This is a genomic window from Streptomyces sp. NPDC096132 (assembly GCF_044763345.1).
GTDB lineage: Bacteria > Actinomycetota > Actinomycetes > Streptomycetales > Streptomycetaceae > Streptomyces.
The window spans coordinates 446,974-462,871 of the sequence record NZ_JBIWGA010000002.1 but is presented as its reverse complement, the minus strand read 5'-3'; the positions used below and the strand labels follow the sequence as shown (position 1 = coordinate 462,871).

Sequence of the window (15,898 nt, the reverse complement as noted above, 5' to 3'; positions counted from 1 at the left end):
CCCCGCGCCCCGACCCATTGGGCGTAAATTGATCCACATGCCGCAGCTCCCCAACTCTCGCACCGAGTCGGACGGTTCGGCCGTCATCCGGGTCCTGAGCTACAACATCCGCTCGATGCGCGACGACACAGCCGCCCTCGCCCGAGTCATCACCGCCTGCGCCCCCGACCTGGTCCTCCTCCAGGAAGCTCCCCTCTTCTTCCGCTGGCGCAAGAAGCTCGCCCGCCTCGCCGCAGCCACCGACCAGGTGATCCTCACCGGCGGCGGCACGGCGGCGGGCCCGGCCGTCCTCTGCTCTCTCCGCGCCACGGTGGAACGCACGGAGGACATCCTGCTTCCCCTCACCCCCGGCCGGCACCGCCGAGGCCTCGCCACAGCGGTCGTACGATTCGCCGGCGCCCGCCTCGGCGTGATCAGCTGTCACCTCAGCCTCCACAAGGACGAGCGCTACGACCAGGGCGGCATGCTCCTCGACCGCCTCGCCGGCCTGGGCGTGGAACACGCCATCGCGGGCGGCGACATCAACGAACGCCCCGGCGGACGCACCTTCGCCCGCCTGTCCACCACCCTGCGGGACTGCCGCACCACCGCCCCCTGGGGCACCGAGCACACCTTCCCGTCCTCCGCCCCGGACCGCCGTATCGACGCCCTCTTCACGACGAAGGCCGTGGAGGTACTCGGCTGCGGTGTCCCCCTCGGCCTCCCCGGCATCACGGAGAACGACCTGAGGGCGGCCACGGACCATCTCCCGGTCCTGGCCGCCCTCAGAATCCCCGCTGCCTAGAGCGTCAGACCACGGCCCCCCGGCCGGGATCCTCGTCGTCCTCGTCGTCCGGTCGCATCCGCACCACCAGGGTGGCGAAGCCGCCGAGGAAGCCGCCGACGCACACCGTCGTCAGCCACCACGTCATGTCCCAGCCCAGCAGCACCGCCAGCAACAGCAGCACCGGCCCGCCGATCACCCCGAGCCAGGCGAACCTGGCGGTGGTGTCGGCGGCCGGGAGCGGCGGCGGCTCCGGCGGGACGAAGTGGCCCTCGTCGTCCTCGTCGAAGTCCTCCTCGGCCGGCTCCGGCGCGGTGTAGTCGCGCGGGCCGACGCCGGGCGCGAAGGAGACGGAGCTGCCCAGCGGCTTGGCCGGTTTCGGCTCCTGCTCCTCACCCGAGTCGCGGGGTTCGTCCTCGTTGGTCTTGGATTCCAGGAGTGCCAGGTCCTCGATCGACTTGAACGGCTTGGCCCCCGGCGGGTCCGGCGGCTCAGCGCCGTACCCCGCGACGATCGCCGCCCACGCGGCCTCCTCGTCGAAAGGCACACTCTGCTCCTCCGGCTCCCGGCCCTGACGGGCATCCAGGCCGTCCCGGCCCTCCCGCTCGTCCCGGCCCTCCCGCTCGTCCCGGTTCTCCCGGTCCTCGCGGTCGGAGTCGTGCTCAGCCACCTACGGCCGTCCCTTCCTTGCCGACACTGGGCGCGATCCGGGCGATGAACGCGTAGCTCTCCTCGAAGATCCGGTCCGCATCGTGGTCCAACGTTGCCACGTGGTAGCTCTGTTCCAGGAGGATCTCGGTCACGTCCGTGGAGGACACCCGGCTCAGGATCCGGGCCGAGTCGGCCGCCGGGACGACATGGTCCTGGACGCTGTGCAGAAGCAGCAGCGGCTGCGTGACCTGCGGAAGCTCTCCGTCGACCTGCCGTAGGAAGACCCGCAGGGAGTGCGCCGCGTGCACCGGCACCCGGTCGTACCCGACCTCCGCGACGCCCTCCCTGGCTATGTCGCTCGTGATGCCCTTGACCGACCGCACGACATGGCGGGCCACCGGAAGGGCGTACGCGGACAGCCCGTGCACCTTGTTCGCCGGGTTGACCACGACGACGCCCTCGACGCCCGCGCCGTGCTTCGCGGCCAGCCGCAGCGCCAGGGCGCCGCCCATGGACAGACCGACGACGAACACCCGGGAGCACCGCTCGCGCAGGGCGCGCAACTCGCGGTCCACCTCCGCGTACCAGTCGGGCCAGCCGGTGAGGGCCATGTCCTCCCAGCGCGTGCCGTGCCCCGGCAGCAGGGGCAGGGAGACGGTGAGGCCCTGGCCGGCCAGATACCGGGCCCAAGGGCGCAGCGACTGAGGGGAACCGGTGAAGCCGTGGCAGAGGAGGACCCCGACCTCCCCGCCCTCATGGCGGTACGGCTCGGCTCCAGGAAGGACCGGCACCTTCGGTCTCCTGTCTTCGTCTGTTCTTCATGGGAGGGACGTGTGCTTCACGGTACGCGACCGCACTGACACCGACCAGGGCCGTCGGAGCCTTTGCCGCCGCTCCGGGTTAAGGTCTGAGGACACATACAGGAGGCACTCGGGTGTTGTACGGCGCGATGAAGGTTGCTGTGGGGGGACCGCTGAAGGTCACCTTCAGGCCCTGGGTGGAAGGGCTGGAGCACATTCCCGCCGAGGGGCCCGCGATCCTGGCCAGCAATCACCTGTCCTTCTCGGACTCCTTCTTCCTGCCCGCGGTCCTGGACCGCAAGGTCACGTTCATCGCGAAGGCCGAGTACTTCACCACGCCCGGCGTGAAGGGCCGGCTGACGGCCGCCTTCTTCAAGGGCGTCGGCCAGCTCCCGGTGGACCGCTCCGGCGCGCGCGGCGCCGGTGAGGCCGCCATCAGGAGCGGCATAGAGGTGCTGGAGCGCGGCGAGCTGTTCGGGATCTACCCGGAGGGCACCCGCTCCCCCGACGGCCGGCTCTACCGGGGCAAGCCGGGCGGCCTCGCGCGCGTGGCGCTCGCCACCGGGGCGCCCGTCATCCCGGTCGCGATGATCGACACGGAGAAGATCCAGCCGCCCGGCAAGGTGATGCCCAAGCTGATGCGGCCCGGCATCCGGATCGGCAGGCCGCTGGACTTCAGCCGCTACCAGGGCATGGACCACGACCGGTTCGTCCTCCGGGCGCTGACGGACGAGGTCATGTACGAGATCATGAAGCTCTCCGGCCAGGAGTACGTGGACATGTACGCGACCGCCGCCAAGCGGCAGATCGCGGAAGCCGCGAAGGCCGGGAAGGAAGCGGAGAAGGCCGCGAAGGCGGCGCTCGCGCAGGCCGAGAAGGACCAGGCCAAGAAGGAAAAAGAAGAGCAGTAGGCAGCGCTCCGGGGGCGGGGGGACGGAACGGATGGCCAGGCGCGAGAGAGTCATGAGAATGTCGGTCGAGTTGCCGCTGTGGCGTGCGCTCACCGGCTACCGGGTCCTGACGATGCTGTACGCGGTCGGCCTGTTCGCCACCGGCTACGAGTACTACGACCGGCCCGGCATCGCCATCGCCTACTACGTCGTCCTGTTCGGGTGGACGCTCGCCACACTGCCCCGGGTGCAGAACGCCGCGGCCTGCACCAAGCGCTTCCTCGCGGTCGACCTCGCCGTCGCGCTCACCGGCATCGTCCTCACCCCGCTGGTCGTCACCGACCAGCACATCCAGGACGGCGGGCCCACGCTGCCCTCGATATGGACGGCCGGGTCGGTCCTCGCGTTCGCCATCAAGGGCGGCTGGCGCTGGGCCGCGTTCGCCTCCACCCCCGTCGCGGTCGCCAACCTGATCGAGCGCGGCCACCCGGCCCGCGACACCGTCCACAACGTGATCCTCGTCTGGGTCGCCTCCATCGCCATCGGCTACGTCGTCGAGGTCGCCCGCGCCTCCGAACGCACCCTCGCCCGCGCCCTGGAGATCGAGGCCGCGACGAGGGAACGGGAGCGGCTCGCCCGGGACATCCACGACAGCGTGCTCCAGGTGCTGGCCATGGTGCAGCGGCGCGGCGCGGTCATGGGCGGCGAGGCGGCCGAGCTGGGCCGGCTGGCGGGGGAGCAGGAGGTCGCGCTGCGCACCCTGGTCTCCGGCGGGCTCGTACCGGTCTCCCGGGTGTCGGAGGACCTGGCCGAGGGGGCCGTCGTACGGCTGGTCGACGAGCCCGAGGAGAGCGGCGGGCCGATCGATCTGCGCGCGCTGCTCGCGCCGTACGCCGCCGCCCGGGTCAGCCTCGCCGAGCCGGGTGCGCCGGTGTTGCTGGAGCCGGCCGCCGCGCGGGAACTGGCCGCGGCCGTGGGCGCCGCCCTGGACAACGTGCGCCGGCACGCCGGGGAGGAGGCCCGGGCCTGGATCCTGGTCGAGGACGAGCCCGACGAGGTGATCGTCACCGTACGGGACGACGGGCCCGGCATCCCGGAGGGGCGGCTGGCGCAGGCCGAGGGCGAGGGGCGGCTCGGGGTCGCCCAGTCGATCCGGGGCCGGCTGCGCGACCTCGGCGGACGTGCCGAGCTGATCTCACCTCCGGGGCAGGGCACGGAGGTCGAACTGACGGTACCGAAGCAGGACTCGAAGCGGGGGAAGGCAGGACGGCGATGAGCCAGGAGCAGGGACCGGGGCAGGGCATCAAGGTCATGGTGGTCGACGACCACCCCATGTGGCGCGACGCGGTCGCCCGCGACCTGACCGCGTCCGGCTTCGACGTGGTCGCCACGGCGGGCGACGGCGAGCAGGCCGTGCGCCGCGCCAGGGCCACGACGCCGGACGTGCTCGTCCTCGACCTCAACCTGCCGGCCAAGCCCGGGGTGCAGGTGTGCAAGGAGGTCGTCGCCGCGAACCCTGCGCTGCGCGTCCTCGTCCTCTCGGCGAGCGGTGAGCACGCCGATGTGCTGGAGGCGGTCAAGTCCGGTGCGACCGGCTACCTGTTGAAGTCGGCGTCCACGGAGGAACTGCTGGACGCGGTGCGCCGTACGGCCGTCGGCGACCCGGTGTTCACCCCCGGCCTCGCCGGACTGGTCCTCGGCGAGTACCGCCGCCTGGCCTCCGACCCGGGACCCGCGTCCGGCCCCGACGAGCCGGACGCGCCCCGTCTCACCGACCGGGAGACGGAGGTGCTGCGGCTGGTCGCCAAGGGCCTGAGCTACAAGCAGATCGCCGAACGCCTCGTCATCTCCCACCGCACGGTCCAGAACCACGTCCAGAACACCCTCGGCAAGCTCCAGTTGCACAACAGGGTGGAACTGGTGCGGTACGCGATAGAGCGCGGCCTCGACGACGAGTGACGGGCGCGCGACACTGACTCTTCGTCAGGCAGCCTCGGCTCACGGCGAAGGGACCCGTCCATGCGCGTCGGAGTACTGACCGGAGGCGGGGACTGCCCCGGCCTCAACGCCGTCATCCGGGCCGTCGTCCGCAAGGGCGTCCAGAGTTACGGCCATGAGTTCGTCGGCTTCCGGGACGGCTGGCGGGGCCCCCTCGAGGGAAGGTCGGTCCGCCTGGACATCCCGGCCGTGCGCGGGATCCTGCCCCGGGGAGGCACCGTCCTCGGCTCCTCGCGGACCAACCCGATGAAGGAGGAGGACGGCATCCGCCGGATCAGGGACACCCTAGCCGGGCAGGAGATCGGGGCCCTGATCACCATCGGCGGCGAGGACACCCTCGGCGTCGCCGCGCGCCTGTCCGGCGAGTACGGCGTCCCCTGTGTCGGTGTCCCGAAGACCATCGACAACGACCTGTCCGCCACCGACTACACCTTCGGCTTCGACACCGCCGTCGGCATCGCCACGGAGGCCATCGACCGGCTGCACACCACCGCCGAGTCCCATATGCGCGTCCTGGTCGTCGAGGTGATGGGCCGTCACGCCGGCTGGATCGCCCTGCACTCGGGGCTGGCCGGCGGCGCCAACGTCATCCTCATCCCCGAGCAGCGCTTCGACGTCGAGCAGGTGTGCGCCTGGGTGACCTCCCGCTTCCGGGCCTCGTACGCGCCGATCGTGGTCGTCGCCGAGGGCGCGATGCCGAAGGACGGCGACATGGTTCTGAAGGACGGCTCGCTGGACCCCTTCGGGCACGTCCGGCTGTCCGGCGTCGGCGAGTGGCTGGCCAGGGAGATCGAGCGGCGGACCGGCAAGGAGGCCCGCACGACGGTCCTCGGGCACGTCCAGCGGGGCGGCACCCCCAGCGCCTTCGACCGCTGGCTCGCCACCCTCCCCCACTGCCTGAACGGCGTGGGGGCACCCCCATCGGCCTGCACGCCATCGACGCCGTCCACGAGGGCGACTTCGGCACGATGGTCGCCCTGCGCGGCACGGACATCGTCCGCGTACCGCTCGCGGAGGCGACGGCACGGCTGAAGACGGTGGACCCGAAGCTGTACGCGGAGGTGGGGGTGTTCTTCGGCTGAGGCCGACAACCGTGGGCGTATTCTTCCTATAAGTGACAAACAGGGAGCGGCTGTGGAAATCCTCGCCTTCGGCGTCCAGGCCGACGAGAAGCCCCTGATCGAGCGGGGCTTCGCCGGTCACCACGAGGTTCGCTGTGTGGACGTCTTCCTGAACGAGGACACCGCCCCCATCGCGGCCGGCTACGAGGCCGTCTCCACCAGCGTCAACGCCGTCCTCGACCGCCATGTCCTGAACATCCTCGCGGACGGCGGGACCCGGATGATCGCCCAGCGTTCCACCGGCTTCAACAACATCGACCTCACCGAGGCGGAGCGCCTCGGCATGACGGTCGCGCGCGTCTCGTACTACTCCCCGTACGCGGTCGCCGAGTTCGCCTGGACGCTCGCCCTGGCCGTCAACCGCCGGGTCGTCCGGTCCGCCATCCGCTCCCGTGAGTTCGACTTCCGTCTCGACGGGCTGATGGGCCGGGACATGCACGGCCGTACCGCGGGAGTCCTGGGCACCGGCAAGATCGGCGAGGCGTTCAGCCGGATCGCCCACGGCTTCGGCATGCGCCTGCTCGGCTGGGACATCGCCGAGAACCCCGCCTGCATGGAACTCGGCATGAAGTACGTCCCCAAGGAGCAACTGCTCGCCGAGTCCGACCTGGTCACCCTGCACGTCCCGCTGATGCCCGAGACCACGCACCTCATCGACGCCGACGCCCTGAAGGCCATGAAGGACGACGCGATCCTGGTGAACTCCAGCCGCGGCGCCCTGATCGACACCGCGGCCCTCGTCGTGGAACTGCGCGAGGGCCGCTTCAGGGGCGTCGCCCTGGACGTCTACGAGGCGGAGGCGGGCCTGTTCCACGTCGACCGGTCCCTGGAGACCGTCGAGGACGACACCCTGGCCCGTCTCGTCACCTTCCCGCACGTCCTGGTCACCTCCCACCAGGCGTACTACACCGAGGACGCCGTCGGTCAGATCGTCGACGCCACGGTGCGGAACATCCTGGACTACAAGGCCGGCCGCCGCTCGGAGAACGTGCTCGTCCCGCGCACCTGAGCCATCAGCTCCCGCACGATCAGGGCCCCGTTCAGCGTGAGCACGGACTCCGGGTGGAACTGCACGCCGGCGAACCCCGGTCCGCGTACGGCGTGCACCTCCCCGTTCGCCGCCCGGCCGACCTCGACCCCGTGCGCGGCCAGCTCGGCCAGGGCCTCGTCGTCGCAGCGGGCCACGAAGCTGTTGTAGAAGCCGACCGTCTCGGCCCGTCCGAACAGGTCGATCTCCGTCTGCGCCCCCTGGTACGGCACCTCCTTCCGTACGATGTCCAGCCCCAGCTCGGCCGCGATCAGCTCGTGCCCGAGGCAGACGCCCAGCACACCGTGCCGGTGCTCCCGCAGCACCCGGGCGGTCAGGTCCCGCAGGAAGCGCATCTTCGGATCGGTGAGATCGGACGGGTCACCGGGCCCGGGGCCCAGCACGACCGGCCCCTCGTGCGCGAGGACCGCCTCGCGCAGCCCGGGCTCGTCGTAGCGGCGGACGGACACCTCGAGGCCGCCGGAGCGCAGCACGTGCGCGAGCATCGCGGTGAACGTGTCCTCGCCGTCCACCACGAGCGCGTGCCCGGTCAGGGCCTCCGTCCGCTCCTGCATCCGCAGCCAGAACGGCGCCAGCGACGCCCGCCGCCCGTCCAGCGCGGCCCGCACCCGGGGATCGTCGGCCAGTCGCGGGCGCGTGTGCTCCTCGCGGGGCCGGCCCGGCCGTACGCCGAGGGCCGCCAGCACCCCCGCCGCCTTCGCATGCGTCTCCGCGACCTCGCCCGCCGGGTCCGAACCCCGTACGAGCGTGGCGCCGACCGGCACCCGCAGCCGCCCGGCCGCGTCGATGTCGGCGGTACGGATGAGGATGGGGGAGTCGAGGGTCTGGGCGCCGCCCGAGTCCCTGCCCAGGAGCGCCAGCGCACCCGCGTAGTACCCCCGCCCGCCGGCCTCGTGCCGCTCGATGACCCGGCAGGCGTTCTGCACCGGTGACCCGGTCACGGTCGCCGCGAACATGGTCTCCTTCAGGACCTCCCGCACATCCAGCGAGGACCTGCCGCGCAGCTCGTACTCGGTGTGCGCGAGATGCGCCATCTCCTTCAGCCGGGGGCCCACGACCACCCCGCCCATGTCGCCGACGGTGCACATCATCTTGAGCTCCTCGTCGACCACCATCGACAGCTCCTCGATCTCCTTGCCGTCCGCGAGGAAGCCGAGCAGATGCTCCGGGGTGGGTCCCTCCGCCGGATAGCGGTACGTCCCGCTGATCGGGTTCATCACGACCGTCCCGCCGGACATCCGGACGTGCACCTCCGGGCTGGCGCCGACCAGCGTCCGCTCCCCGGTGTGCACGAGGAAGGTCCAGTAGGCGCCCCGCTCACCCTCGAGGAGCCGCCGGAAGAGGGCGAGGGCGTCCGCGCGGGAGAAGCCCGGGATCTCACCCTCGTACGTCCGCCGGATCACGAAGTTGGCGCCCTCGCCCCGCCCGATCTCGTCCCGCAGCACGCGTCCGACGATCTCGGCGTACTCCTCGTCGGCGACGTCGAAGGCCCCGGAGTCGACGCGGACGGCATGGGAGGGGAGCAGGGCCAGGGCCTGTGCGAGCGGGATCTCGTACCGCTCCTCGGGGGTGAGGAAGGCCAGGGGCGTGCCGTCGTCACGGACGTCGAAGCCGCGCTCGCGGATCTGCCGGAAGGGCACCAGCGCCAGCCCCTCGTCGGGGAGGTCGGCGAGACGGTCGTACGCGGTGACCGGGCCGACGAGCAGTTCCACCGTGTTCTCGTCGTGGCCGGCGGCACGGCGGCGGAGCAGGGCGAAGGGGCGGTCGTCGTGCAGCAGCTGTGTCAGGTCCATGGTTCCTCTGCCATCCGTGTCGGTGAGGACATCTGTGCCGTGAGGAACGGACCCCGACAAACGCCGAAGGCCGCCCCCCGGGCGGCCTTCGCGAAGTCTTGCGTACGCGCAGTCAGTGGGCCGCCGGAAGAGCGGTCCACCACCAGTTCTGGGTCGAGTGCGCGAACATGGGTCGCACCCTACCCCACGCGCACCTGAGCGGGAGTGCGTCTCACCTGTCGAGCCGGGGCGAAAAGGACTCGACACGACCCCGTAATGTTGAGGGCGTGACCGTGAACGCTAAGACCAGCGCGAGCGCTGGCAACACCTGGCGAGACCTGCCCGCGGCGCAGCAGCCCGAGTACCCCGACCCCGAGGCTCTGCGCGCAGTCGTTGCGGAGCTGGAGTCGTATCCGCCGCTCGTCTTCGCGGGCGAGTGCGACCAGCTGCGCGCCCGGATGGCGGCCGTCGCCAAGGGAGAGGCGTTCCTCCTCCAGGGCGGCGACTGCGCCGAGGCCTTCGACGCGGTGTCGGCCGACCACATCCGCAACAAGCTCAAGACCCTGCTCCAGATGGGCGCCGTGCTGACGTACGCCGCCTCGGTCCCGGTCGTGAAGGTCGGCCGGATCGCCGGCCAGTACTCCAAGCCGCGCTCCAAGCCCACCGAGACCCGCGACGGCGTGACGCTGCCGACCTACCGCGGCGACTCCGTCAACGGCTTCGACTTCACCGAGGCCGCCCGCGTCCCGGACCCCGAGCGCCTGAAGCGGATGTACAACGCCTCCGCCTCCACGCTCAACCTGGTGCGCGCCTTCACCACCGGCGGCTACGCCGACCTGCGCCAGGTCCACGCCTGGAACCAGGACTTCGTGAAGTCGTCCCCCTCCGGCCAGCGCTACGAGCAGCTCGCCCGGGAGATCGACAACGCGCTGAACTTCATGCGGGCCTGCGGGACCGACCCGGAGGAGTTCAAGACCGTCGAGTTCTACTCCTCGCACGAGGCGCTGCTGCTGGACTACGAGTCGGCGCTCACCCGCGTCGACTCCCGCACCGGCCGGCTGTACGACGTCTCCGGGCACATGGTGTGGATCGGTGAGCGCACCCGGCAGCTGGACCACGCGCACATCGAGTTCGCCTCGAAGATCCGCAACCCGATCGGCATCAAGCTCGGCCCGACGACCACGGCCGAGGACGCGCTGCAGTACATCGAGCGCCTCGACCCCGACCGTGAGCCCGGCCGGCTGACCTTCATCGTCCGCATGGGCGCCGACAAGGTCCGCGACAAGCTGCCCGAGCTGGTCGAGAAGGTCACGGCGTCCGGCGCGGTGGTGGCCTGGGTGACCGACCCGATGCACGGCAACACCTTCGAGGCGGCCTCGGGTCACAAGACCCGCCGCTTCGACGACGTGCTCGACGAGGTCAAGGGCTTCTTCGAGGTCCACAAGGGCCTCGGCACCCACCCGGGCGGCATCCATGTCGAGCTCACGGGTGACGATGTCACCGAGTGCGTCGGCGGCGGCGACGAAATCTTCGTCGACGACCTCCACCAGCGCTACGAGACGGCCTGCGACCCCCGCCTGAACCGCAGCCAGTCCCTCGACCTGGCGTTCCTCGTCGCGGAGATGTACCGCGACCAGTGACCTTCGGTCATGTGAGTGGGGCGCGGATCACATACGATCCGCGCCCCACTCCACTTTTGCGGGCACTGAGTGCCGGGTAAGGTTAGGTTAGCCTCACCGATCAAGCGGGACGGCAACAGTTACCAATCCCGGCGGGAGGTGGATCCGCGTGTACGTCTGCAGCTGCTTCGGTGTGACCGAGGCGCAGGTCAAGAAGCACGCGGAGAACGGTGCCTGCACGCCCCGCCAGATAGCCTCCGCCTGCAAGGCCGGTACGGACTGCGGGTCGTGTGTACGCCGGATCCAGGCGATCCTCGGCCGGGGCTCCTGCCCCCGCCGTGACCTGGCCGACCAGGGCCGGCCGGTCCTCTCGGAGCTGGAAGAGCTCGACGAGGCGGCCTAGGCTCTTCGATCGCGAGCGGCCCGTCCGGAGCCGCTCAGCTCTCCGGCTGCTCGATCAGCTGCGCGATGTAGAGGGCCTCACCGAGCTTCTCCACCAGCTCCAGCTGGGTGTCGAGGTAGTCGATGTGGTGTTCCTCGTCCTCAAGGATCGACTCGAAGATGTTCGCGGACGTGATGTCGCCCTTTTCGCGCATCACCTTGATGCCCCGCTTCAGCCGGTCGATCGCCTCGACCTCGATCTGCCGGTCGGCCTCGAACATCTCCTTGACGGTCTGGCCCACGCGCACATGGAACAGCCGCTGGTAGTTCGGCAGGCCCTCCAGGAACAGGATCCGGTCGGTGAGCACCTCCGCGTGCTTCATCTCGTCGAAGGACTCGTGCCGCGTGTACTTCGCGAGCTTCGTCCAGCCGAAGTTCTCCTGCATCTTGGCGTGGAGGAAGTACTGGTTGATGGCGGTGAGCTCGCCGGTGAGCTGCTCGTTGAGGAACTCGATGACCTCGGGGTCGCCCTGCATCGCAGAGGCTCCTTCCACGTGGGGATTCGGGGAGGTTGCCGCCGCATGATTTCACCGGCACAGAAGATCGTCCAGTAAGTGCGTACTTAGTAAGTTAGTGCATGCTTAGTGGCAGTTGCCCGATTCGGGACATGGCCGGTCATGTGCACTGTGTCGGGTCTGTCAGGATGGAGACATGGGTCAGCCGGTGGAGCGCGAATCTGGAGAAGCAGCACCGTCCGAGCTTCCGCCGGGACAGCGACTGCAGCGGGGTTGGCCGGTCACCCACTACGGCCCGGTCCCCAAGTTCCGGCCCGAGCGCTGGGAGTTCCGGGTCTTCGGCGCCACCGCCGACGGTGAGAAGCGCTGCTGGAACCACGAGGAGTTCACGGCCCTGCCGTACACCACCGTCGTGGCCGACCTGCACTGCGTGACGAAGTTCAGCATGCTCGGCGCCGAGTGGGGCGGGGTCCCCGCCCGGACCATCCTGGAGATCGCCCCGCCCGCCGCCGACGTCACCCATGTGATGGTGTGGGCGGAGTACGGCTTCAGCTCCAATCTGCGCCTCGCGGACTTCGCCTCCGAGCGCACGATCTTCGCCACCCACAAGGACGGCGAGCTCCTCACCGCCGAGCACGGCTTCCCGGTCCGCCTGGTCGTCCCCCACCTCTACGCCTGGAAGGGGCCCAAGTGGGTCCGCGGCGTCGAGTACATGACCGCCGACCGCCGGGGCTTCTGGGAGGAGCGCGGCTACCACAACATCGGCGACCCCTGGCGGGAGCAGCGGTACTCCTACCAGGAGGAGCCCGGGGACGGCCCCGAGCTCTGAGTCCCGGTGCCCGCGCCGGTCAGTGGTGGTACTGGTGCACCACCGCGTGGCCCTTGCCGCGCCCGATCATCCACTTGTTGACCGGCGTGGTGAGAACGAAGGCGATGGCGAGGGAGATCACCAGCGCGCCCCAGAACAGCGCGTCGCCCAGTCCCGCGTCCATCGCGCCCGGCCAGAGCACGATCACCCCGTTGTCGACCAGTTCCATCACGGCGATCGACAGCGTGTCCGCGGCCAGTGCCACCCGGACGCCCGCCCGCAGGCCCACGCCCGCCCGCAGGACACCGCGCAGGGTGAGCGCGTAACCGAAGAAGAAGGCCAGGACGATCGCCAGCACCAGCGTCGGCGTGTTGCCCCAGCCGAACGCGGTGCCGACGACCATGCCGAGCACCTCGCCGATGGCGCAGCCGGTGAGGCAGTGCAGGGTGGCCTGGACTGCCGTGGCCCAGCTGCTGCCGGCGGCCGCCTCGTGGTGGTGGTGAGCGTGTGCCGCGTGCGCCTCGTGCTGCATGGGTGCCCCCAATGTCGGATGACGGTTCCTGCATCCACCAGGAACCGTATACCCCCTAGGGGTATTCCGGAACGGGCTGCATCTCGCGAAGTTTCTTCAGCCGCTCCACGTCGGCCGCGTGGCCCTCCTTGCCGCCGGGCGTCTCGATGATCAGCGGTACACCGTCCGTCGCCGGGTGGGTCATCAGCGCGCGGAACGGGTCCTCGCCTATGTGACCGGCGCCGATGTTGGCGTGCCGGTCCTTGTGGGCGCCGACCACGTCCTTGGAGTCGTTGGCGTGGATCAGCTTCAGCCGGCCCTCGCCGACGGTGTCCACCAGCAGATCGAGCGTCTGGTGCATGCCGGACGGGCCGGTCAGGTCGTGCCCGGCGGCGAAGACATGGCAGGTGTCGAGACAGACGCCGAGCTTCGGATGGGCGTCCAGCGCCTCGAAGTACGGCCCGAAGTCCCAGGTCCGGGAACAGAGGGAGGACCCCTGCCCGGCGGTCGACTCGAGCAGCAGGAACGGGTCGTCGTCGTGGGTCAGCTCGTCCAGCAGCGGCAACAGGTGCTCCCGCACCTGCCGCAGCGCCACCGACCGCTCCCGCCCGCCCGTCGCGCTCCCCGTGTGCACGACCACACCCAGCGCGCCGATCGCCCGTCCCCGGCGCAGCGAGTGCCGCAGGGACTCCACCGACTTCTCCACCGTCGCCTCGGTGTGCGACCCGAAGTTGATCAGGTACGGCGCATGGACGTACGCCGGGATCGACTCCGCCGCACAGGTCTCCCGGAAGGCCTCGTCCTGCGCCGGATTGCCGGCCGGGGTGGCCCAGCCGCGCGGGTTGGCGACGAACACCTGGACCGTCTCGGCGTTGAGGTCATGGGCGTACGACAAGCCCACGGAGTGCAGTCCGCCGGCCACGGGGACATGGCCGCCGACGGGGTTGCGGGAGGGGAAGGGGCGATTCTGACTCACCCGTTCAGGGTGTCATGCCCCGAGCCCCTCCCGGTCACCGGATGGTGATCGTGATCGTCGACCCCTTGGGCGCGGTCTCGCCGCCGTCCACCGACTGCTTCTTCACCGTGTCGCCGAACAGCCCGAGAATCCCTCGGTCCTCCTCGACCTCGAAGCCGGCCTGTTCGAGCGCGGCCTTGGCGTCGTCGACGCTGTCGCCGACCACGTCCGGGACCTCGACCATCTCCGGCCCCTTGGACAGGGTCAGCGTCACCGTGTCGCCGTCGGCGGCCTGGCTGTCCGCCTCCGGGGTCTGCGCCGCGACCTGGCCCTTGTCGAACTCGGAGTTGACCTGCTCGGCGGAGACCTGCACCTTCAGACCGGCCTCCTCCAGCTCGGCCTTGGCGTCCTCCAGGTCCTCGCCGGTGACGTCCGGCACGTCGATCGGGCTGCCCTTGCTGACGACGATCGAGACCGCCGCGCCCGCCCGCCGCTCGGTGCCCGCCTCGGGGGAGGTGCTGATCACGAAGCCCTTGATGACGTCGTCGCTGAACTCCTCGGTGACCAGCCCCGGCTCCAGGCTGTCCGACTTCAGCAGCTCCTTGGCCTTGTCCAGCCGGGAGCCCGTCACGTCCGGGACCTTCACGGTCTGCGGGCCGTCGGAGACGGTGAGCGTGACCGAGTCGTGCTTGCGGATCTTCGCGCCCGGCTCCGGGTCCGTACCGATGACGTTCCCGCGCTTGATCGTGTCACTGTAGGCGTGCTCGATCTTGCCCACTTCGAGGCCGGCCGCCTCCAGCCGCTGCTCCGCCTGGGCCTGGGACTGCGTCAGCACCGCCGGGACCTTGGTGAACTGCCCGGAGTTGATGTACCAGACGCCGGCGCCGACGCCGATCACCAGCAGGACGACGGTGACGAGGGCGAGCAGCCCGCGCGGGGGCCGTCCGGAGCGGCGCCGGGGCGGCGGGGGCGGGGGGCTCTGGAACCGGGAGGTGCGGTTGAGGGGGTCGTCGCCGGGCTCGTCCTCGTTGACCGGCAGCGGTCTGGGCACGGTCAGCGAGCGGGGGATGACGCTGGTGCGGTCCTCGGCGTTGTCGTGCGCCGCGGACACGGCCTGCGGCGGCAGGGCGTCCAGCTGCGCCTCGGTCAGCGCCCCGCGCGCGTCCCGTACCTGCCCGAGCAGCGCGACGGCGTCGTGCGGCCGGACGTCCCGGGTGCGGGCGGTGGCCGACGCGACGAGCTCGTCCAGCCCGAAGGCCAGCCCCGGCACAGCGGCGGAGGGCGGCGGAACGTCCTCGTGGAGATGCTTGTAGAGCACGATCGCCGGGGAGTCGCCGTCGTGCGGCTTCTCGCCGGTGAGCATCTCGTAGAGCACGACACCGCACGCGTACACGTCGACCCGGGGGTCGGCGGCGCCGGGCTGCTCGATCTGCTCCGGCGCGAGATACGCGACCGTCCCGAGGACGGCCCCGGTGGTGCTGGTCACGGTGTCCACCGACCGCACCAGCCCGAAATCCGCGACCTTGACCCGGCCGTCGTCCCCTATCAGCACGTTCTCGGGCTTCATGTCGCGGTGCACGAACCCGGCCCGGTGCGCGGCGCCGAGCGCGGCGAGCACGGGCTCCAGGATGTCGAGCGCGGCCCTCGGCTGCAGCGCCCCGCGCTCGCGCAGCACGTCCCGCAGCGTGCACCCGGCGACGTACTCCATCGCGAGATACACATACGACCCGTCCGCCCCCTGGTCGAACACCTGCACGACATTGGGGTGCGCGAGCCGCGCCACGGACTTGGCCTCACGGATGAACCGCTCGACGAACGCCCCGTCGGCCGCGAGCGCCGGATGCATCACCTTGAGCGCGAGCACACGGTCGAGGCGGGTGTCCACGGCCCGATAGACCGTGGCCATCCCGCCCACCGCGATCCGCGCCTCGACGCGATACCGACCGTCGAGCACCTGCCCGACCAGAGGGTCCTGAAGGGTCGTGTCCACGCAGCGAGTCTACGAGCCACGACTGACACCACCCCGACTTCCACCCCTTCGGAGCAGGACTGCAGCCGACCTGTGA

16 protein-coding genes and 1 pseudogene are annotated in these 15,898 nt (G+C 70.7%); 9 read left to right on the top strand and 8 right to left on the bottom strand.

Annotated features, from left to right (window positions below; translation table 11 throughout):
* Positions 1-37 precede the first annotated feature (37 nt).
* Positions 38-784, top strand: coding sequence for an endonuclease/exonuclease/phosphatase family protein (locus tag ACIRF9_RS06480; RefSeq protein ID WP_403817238.1), 747 nt, complete (start codon positions 38-40; stop codon positions 782-784).
* Positions 785-788: 4 nt separating this feature from the next.
* Here ACIRF9_RS06480 and ACIRF9_RS06475 read toward each other — a convergent pair whose 3' ends face one another.
* On the bottom strand, positions 789-1,433 hold the full coding sequence (locus tag ACIRF9_RS06475) for a hypothetical protein (RefSeq protein WP_403817235.1): 645 nt from the start codon (positions 1,431-1,433) through the stop codon (positions 789-791).
* Complete coding sequence (locus tag ACIRF9_RS06470; RefSeq protein ID WP_403817233.1) at positions 1,426-2,205, bottom strand: alpha/beta hydrolase; 780 nt, start codon at positions 2,203-2,205, stop codon at positions 1,426-1,428. Before ACIRF9_RS06470 ends, ACIRF9_RS06475 begins: the two co-directional genes overlap by 8 nt.
* 158 nt (positions 2,206-2,363) lie before the next feature.
* On the opposite strand from ACIRF9_RS06470, the gene ACIRF9_RS06465 reads away from it, so the two are divergent.
* From ACIRF9_RS06465 to ACIRF9_RS06445, 5 genes and pseudogenes are all read left to right on the top strand, one after another.
* Positions 2,364-3,125 carry a lysophospholipid acyltransferase family protein gene (locus tag ACIRF9_RS06465; protein ID WP_403817231.1) on the top strand — a complete coding sequence of 254 codons (762 nt, stop codon included), beginning with the start codon at positions 2,364-2,366 and terminating at the stop codon, positions 3,123-3,125.
* A gap of 31 nt (positions 3,126-3,156) precedes the next feature.
* Positions 3,157-4,380 (top strand): MacS family sensor histidine kinase, encoded by a 1,224-nt coding sequence (gene macS / locus ACIRF9_RS06460; protein ID WP_403817228.1) that lies wholly within the window; start codon positions 3,157-3,159, stop codon positions 4,378-4,380.
* Complete coding sequence (locus ACIRF9_RS06455) at positions 4,377-5,063, top strand: response regulator (RefSeq protein ID WP_403817225.1); 687 nt, start codon at positions 4,377-4,379, stop codon at positions 5,061-5,063. The genes macS and ACIRF9_RS06455 overlap by 4 nt, the downstream gene beginning before the upstream one ends.
* Positions 5,064-5,123: 60 nt before the next feature.
* A pseudogene (locus ACIRF9_RS06450) lies at positions 5,124-6,184 on the top strand (6-phosphofructokinase).
* 52 nt (positions 6,185-6,236) lie between these two features.
* Complete coding sequence (locus tag ACIRF9_RS06445; protein WP_403817222.1) at positions 6,237-7,232, top strand: 2-hydroxyacid dehydrogenase; 996 nt, start codon at positions 6,237-6,239, stop codon at positions 7,230-7,232.
* Here ACIRF9_RS06445 and ACIRF9_RS06440 read toward each other — a convergent pair.
* Entirely contained in the window at positions 7,184-9,064 is a 1,881-nt protein-coding gene (locus ACIRF9_RS06440; RefSeq protein ID WP_403817219.1) for an anthranilate synthase family protein, read from the bottom strand. The genes ACIRF9_RS06445 and ACIRF9_RS06440 overlap by 49 nt on opposite strands.
* Positions 9,065-9,176: 112 nt before the next feature.
* Positions 9,177-9,233 carry a trp operon leader peptide gene (locus ACIRF9_RS06435; RefSeq protein ID WP_393673033.1) on the bottom strand — a complete coding sequence of 19 codons (57 nt, stop codon included), beginning with the start codon at positions 9,231-9,233 and terminating at the stop codon, positions 9,177-9,179.
* A gap of 97 nt (positions 9,234-9,330) precedes the next feature.
* Here ACIRF9_RS06435 and ACIRF9_RS06430 point away from each other — a divergent pair, with 97 nt between their 5' ends.
* Both ACIRF9_RS06430 and ACIRF9_RS06425 read left to right on the top strand, forming a co-directional pair.
* Positions 9,331-10,683 (top strand): class II 3-deoxy-7-phosphoheptulonate synthase, encoded by a 1,353-nt coding sequence (locus ACIRF9_RS06430; RefSeq protein WP_403817216.1) that lies wholly within the window; start codon positions 9,331-9,333, stop codon positions 10,681-10,683.
* Between the two features lie 148 nt (positions 10,684-10,831).
* Positions 10,832-11,065, top strand: coding sequence for a bacterioferritin-associated ferredoxin (locus ACIRF9_RS06425; protein ID WP_403817213.1), 234 nt, complete (start codon positions 10,832-10,834; stop codon positions 11,063-11,065).
* 34 nt (positions 11,066-11,099) lie between these two features.
* On the opposite strand, the gene bfr is transcribed toward ACIRF9_RS06425, so the two are convergent.
* Entirely contained in the window at positions 11,100-11,579 is a 480-nt protein-coding gene (bfr, locus tag ACIRF9_RS06420; protein WP_360840254.1) for a bacterioferritin, read from the bottom strand.
* 175 nt (positions 11,580-11,754) lie between these two features.
* Here bfr and ACIRF9_RS06415 point away from each other — a divergent pair, with 175 nt between their 5' ends.
* Positions 11,755-12,387, top strand: a complete 633-nt coding sequence (locus tag ACIRF9_RS06415; protein ID WP_403817210.1) for a sulfite oxidase-like oxidoreductase — start codon at positions 11,755-11,757, stop codon at positions 12,385-12,387.
* Between the two features lie 19 nt (positions 12,388-12,406).
* Here ACIRF9_RS06415 and ACIRF9_RS06410 read toward each other — a convergent pair whose 3' ends face one another.
* The 3 genes from ACIRF9_RS06410 to pknB are packed head-to-tail and all read right to left on the bottom strand — an operon-like array spanning position 12,407 to position 15,822.
* Positions 12,407-12,898, bottom strand: a complete 492-nt coding sequence (locus tag ACIRF9_RS06410; RefSeq protein WP_403817207.1) for a DUF4396 domain-containing protein — start codon at positions 12,896-12,898, stop codon at positions 12,407-12,409.
* A 55-nt stretch (positions 12,899-12,953) separates the two neighbouring features.
* Positions 12,954-13,853 carry a deoxyribonuclease IV gene (locus tag ACIRF9_RS06405; protein ID WP_403817204.1) on the bottom strand — a complete coding sequence of 300 codons (900 nt, stop codon included), beginning with the start codon at positions 13,851-13,853 and terminating at the stop codon, positions 12,954-12,956.
* 34 nt (positions 13,854-13,887) lie between these two features.
* Positions 13,888-15,822, bottom strand: a complete 1,935-nt coding sequence (gene pknB / locus ACIRF9_RS06400; RefSeq protein ID WP_403817202.1) for a Stk1 family PASTA domain-containing Ser/Thr kinase — start codon at positions 15,820-15,822, stop codon at positions 13,888-13,890.
* Positions 15,823-15,898: the final 76 nt, after the last annotated feature.

Excerpts from the sequence above, each read along its gene's own strand:
- ACIRF9_RS06480 (WP_403817238.1), top strand. The coding sequence starts at position 38 with ATGCCGCAGCTCCCCAACTCTCGCACCGAGTCGGACGGTTCGGCCGTC.
- ACIRF9_RS06455 (WP_403817225.1), top strand. The coding sequence starts at position 4,377 with ATGAGCCAGGAGCAGGGACCGGGGCAGGGCATCAAGGTCATGGTGGTC.
- ACIRF9_RS06465 (WP_403817231.1), top strand. The coding sequence starts at position 2,364 with ATGAAGGTTGCTGTGGGGGGACCGCTGAAGGTCACCTTCAGGCCCTGG.
- ACIRF9_RS06415 (WP_403817210.1), top strand. The coding sequence starts at position 11,755 with ATGGGTCAGCCGGTGGAGCGCGAATCTGGAGAAGCAGCACCGTCCGAG.
- macS (WP_403817228.1), top strand. The coding sequence starts at position 3,157 with ATGGCCAGGCGCGAGAGAGTCATGAGAATGTCGGTCGAGTTGCCGCTG.
- bfr (WP_360840254.1), bottom strand. The coding sequence starts at position 11,579 with ATGCAGGGCGACCCCGAGGTCATCGAGTTCCTCAACGAGCAGCTCACC.
- ACIRF9_RS06410 (WP_403817207.1), bottom strand. The coding sequence starts at position 12,898 with ATGCAGCACGAGGCGCACGCGGCACACGCTCACCACCACCACGAGGCG.
- ACIRF9_RS06440 (WP_403817219.1), bottom strand. The coding sequence starts at position 9,064 with ATGGACCTGACACAGCTGCTGCACGACGACCGCCCCTTCGCCCTGCTC.